Below are 2,235 nucleotides of genomic sequence, written 5' to 3'. Positions count from 1 at the left end.
GCCTGCTCGAGTCGGCGGGGATCACTCCACCGCCCGGCTTCGTGCCCCCTCCGCCTGCTCCTCCTCCGCCGCCGGACCCCACCCCGCAGAGCCCCTGCCCGCGCACGGCCGCCGCGTGCGTGGACCTCGACGGGAACCGGACCTGGCTGCAGTCGGGGGAACGGCTGAGCTACGGGCCGGTGCGGATGTCCCACGGAAGGGCCGGGTGGGAGACCCCTCGTGGGACGTACCAGGTCACCCGTAAGGTCCGCCACGAGGTCAGTCGTCTGTTCGACGACGCCCCGATGCCGTTCGCGGTGTACTTCGTGGGCGGGATCGCGTTCCACGAGGGGGACCCGGCCCACCTGTCGCACGGGTGCATCCGGATGGACCGGCCCGCGGCCGAGACCTACTTCGACAGGCTGCAGGTCGGGGACACGGTCGTGGTGTTCTGAGGACCGGGAGAGCCGTCTCAGGAGCCCCGGGGGTCGGTGAACATGCGGGCCTCGGCCCGGTCCGGCAGCAGGTACTCGGCGGACCTGGCCGCCAGTACCGACCCGGCGATGACCAGGATGAAGCCGATGGCGGCGACGAACGGCCCGTAGGTGACCGAAGTCCCGTCGGGGAGTCCCGCCAGCATCGGATCGGCGGTGTCGGTCGAGTTGAACAGGACCCAGACGAAGATCAGATGGGCGATCAACACCAGCGACGCGAGAACCGCGTTGGCGGCCGCGAAGAATCCCAGTCGGGTGAACACGGTGACGGCCACCAGGACCAGCAGTACGAGCAGGCCAAGGAAGTTCAGGGGCGCCATCGCACGGAGGTCCAGGACCTCGGTGAGCTCGAGGGCGGTGATGCCCCCGCCGGTCGCGGTGGACAGCCAGGGGAGGTACAGGCTGAGAAGGGCGAGTGCCAGACCCGCGACCGCGATGAGCCCGCCGACGCGGCTGCGCAGTAGAGGGACGATCTTGCCGCCCCGCGTCGTCGCCGCCGGGGGCGGTGTCTCGGAAGCGGGGGGTGTGCGGGAGGTGGGCGTTGTCTGTGCGGCCATGGTGTGCCCCTTAGTCGTACCGGAGTCTCAAGTGAGATAAGTCACATAATAGGTGGCGTTGTCCGCCCGTGCCATAACAGCGCGCTTCCCCCGGAGGTCGTCTATCCGTCTCGACGCGAGAGGGGGTCCCTGGCGTATCTCGCCGACCGGGCAGCCCACGCCGAGGCGGCGGAGACCACCACGAACCCGGACGCCGCGACGTACGGCCCGAAGGTCACCGAGGCGTTGGCGGGCAGCCCCGACAGGGCCGGCGTCGTCGATCCCGTGGAGAGGATGAGGGTCCAGACGAAGGCGAGGTGACCCGCGAGTACTCCTGCCGCCATCACCGCCGCCGCCACGGCGAACGCCCCCAGTCGGGTGAACGCGGTCACGGTCACGAGCAGGGCCAGGACGAGCAACCCGAGGAACAGCACCGGGGCGACACTGCGGACGTCGATGATCTCGGTGATGCCCAGGCCGGAGATCCGCTCGCCCCCGCCGGCGGAAAGCCACGGCAGGAAGAGGCTGAGCAGCGACACCGCCAGGCCGGCGAACGCCATCAGGACCCCGATCCGGTTCCGGACGTGCGGGATCCTCTTGGTGCGTGCGGGGGTCCTGGTCGGGAGGGGCACGCGGTGGGGTGAGGGTGGTGTGTACGGGGGCATGGCGGTCACCCTCCGGGGCGGAGTCGGATGGCGCAGGTGCGTCCGGTTCCATGGTAGGGGCCGGCCCGGACCGGAACGGTGCCGAAACTCACCCCGTTACGTGACCGGGATCGTCAGCGGTGGCGGGTGGTCCGGCGAGTGGGCTCCGCGGCCATCGGATCCTCCGGCCAGGGATGTCGGGGATAGCGGCCCCGCATCTCCGCCCGCACACCGGGATACGCCTCGCGCCAGAAGAACTCCAGGTCGCGGGTCACGCCGAGCGGCCGGCCGGCGGGGGAGAGCAGGTGCACCGTCACGGGTACCCGTTTGTCGCAGATCCGGGGTGAGGAGGTCCACCCGAAGCACTCCTGCAGCTTCACCGCAAGTACGGGGGACGCGTCGGATCCGGGTTCCGGATAGTCGACGCGGTACCACGACGAACTGGGCACCTGCAGGCGATCGGGCACGAGCTCGTCGAACCGGGAGGCCTCCGGCCACGGGAGCAGTCGTCGGAGCGCGCCGCCGACCTCGCGCCCCCTGAGCGTGCCGCCTCGCGTCATGGACTCGACCTCCGGCCCGAGC

General features: G+C 70.8%; 4 protein-coding genes. 1 reads left to right on the top strand and 3 read right to left on the bottom strand.

What is annotated here, in order from left to right; genetic code table 11:
- Positions 1–434, top strand: a 434-nt coding sequence (locus G6019_RS11115; protein WP_206681823.1) for a L,D-transpeptidase, incomplete at its 5' end; no start/stop codon positions are given.
- Between the two features lie 17 nt (positions 435–451).
- On the opposite strand, the gene G6019_RS11110 is transcribed toward G6019_RS11115, so the two are convergent.
- From G6019_RS11110 to G6019_RS11100, 3 genes are all read right to left on the bottom strand, one after another.
- Positions 452–1,030, bottom strand: a complete 579-nt coding sequence (locus G6019_RS11110; RefSeq protein WP_182612847.1) for a hypothetical protein — start codon at positions 1,028–1,030, stop codon at positions 452–454.
- A 101-nt stretch (positions 1,031–1,131) separates the two neighbouring features.
- Positions 1,132–1,641 carry a hypothetical protein gene (locus G6019_RS11105; RefSeq protein ID WP_234414839.1) on the bottom strand — a complete coding sequence of 170 codons (510 nt, stop codon included), beginning with the start codon at positions 1,639–1,641 and terminating at the stop codon, positions 1,132–1,134.
- 146 nt (positions 1,642–1,787) lie between these two features.
- The coding region (locus G6019_RS11100; RefSeq protein WP_304506202.1) for an ATP-dependent helicase C-terminal domain-containing protein at positions 1,788–2,235 on the bottom strand (448 nt) is incomplete at its 5' end.

This window comes from Dietzia sp. DQ12-76, assembly GCF_014145045.1.
Taxonomy (GTDB): Bacteria; Actinomycetota; Actinomycetes; order Mycobacteriales; family Mycobacteriaceae; genus Dietzia.
The sequence above is the reverse complement of the archived record's forward strand: the minus strand, read 5'-3'. Positions and strand labels throughout refer to the sequence as shown.

Coding starts and splice junctions, on each gene's coding strand:
- G6019_RS11110 (WP_182612847.1), bottom strand. CDS start 1,030: ATGGCCGCACAGACAACGCCCACCTCCCGCACACCCCCCGCTTCCGAG.